Origin of the sequence: Alistipes timonensis JC136 (genome assembly GCF_900107675.1) — a bacterium.
Taxonomy (GTDB): Bacteria; Bacteroidota; Bacteroidia; order Bacteroidales; family Rikenellaceae; genus Alistipes; species Alistipes timonensis.
In genome coordinates, this window is record NZ_FNRI01000021.1 from 1 (window position 1) to 1,049 (window position 1,049).

At 60.8% G+C, this 1,049-nt stretch carries 1 protein-coding gene; it reads left to right on the forward strand.

Annotated features, from left to right (window positions below; translation table 11 throughout):
• A partial coding sequence (locus BLU78_RS13830; RefSeq protein WP_074712161.1) for an MFS transporter occupies nucleotides 1-1,049 on the forward strand: 1,049 nt, incomplete at both ends.

Here is a 1,049-nt window from a genome sequence, read left to right on the forward strand (position 1 = left end):
CGTCTGCGCCTGCAGGCCTTCGTCGCCGCAACGCTCGGATACAGCCTCTACTACGTCTGCCGCACGAGTCTCAACGTCATGAAGAAGCCCATCCTCGACAGCGGGTCCCTCGACGCTTCCCAGCTGGGCGTCATCGGGTCGGCCCTGCTCTTCGCCTATGCCGTCGGAAAGTTCGTAAACGGATTCATCGCCGACTACTGCAACATCAAACGCTTCATGGCCACGGGACTCATCGTCTCGGCTGCCGCAAACGCCCTGATGGGGTTGCTGGGGCTGGCGCATTCCGTAGTTCCCACGGCCGTGATATTCGCGGCATTCGCCGTCATGTGGGGACTGAACGGATGGGCGCAGTCCATGGGAGCGCCCCCGGCCATCATATCCCTCTCGCGGTGGTATCCCCTCAAAGAGCGCGGAACCTATTACGGATTCTTCTCCGCAAGCCACAACCTCGGGGAGTTCTTCTCGTTCCTCTTCGTGGGTTCCATCGTCACATTCGCAGGATGGCAGGCCGGGTTCTTCGGATCGGCACTCGCAGGTGCAATAGGCGTTGTCATCGTCCTCTGCTGGCTTCACGACACCCCCGAATCCAAGGGACTGCCGCCCGTAGAGGCCCTGGCGCACGAGAAGCCCGTCCCCGGAGCCGAAAAGTCCGTCAAGGAGATTCAGAAACAGGTACTCCGCACCCCGGCCGTATGGGTGCTGGCCGCCGCGAGCGCATTCATGTACATATCACGCTACGCAATAAACGGATGGGGCGTGTTGTTCCTCCAGGAGGCCAAGGGATTCTCGGACGTGGAGGCCATTTCCGTCGTCTCGATAAACGCACTGCTGGGAATTCTCGGAACCGTGCTCTCCGGGTGGTTCTCGGACAAGCTGTTCAAGGGCGACCGAAAGATTCCCGCGCTGCTGTTCGGCATACTGAACTCCGTGGCCCTGGCGCTGTTCCTCTACGGCGGTGATGCCATGTGGGTGAACGTACTCTCGATGGTGCTGTTCGGAATAGCCATCGGCGTGCTGATCTGCTTCCTCGGAGGGCTGATGGCCGTGGA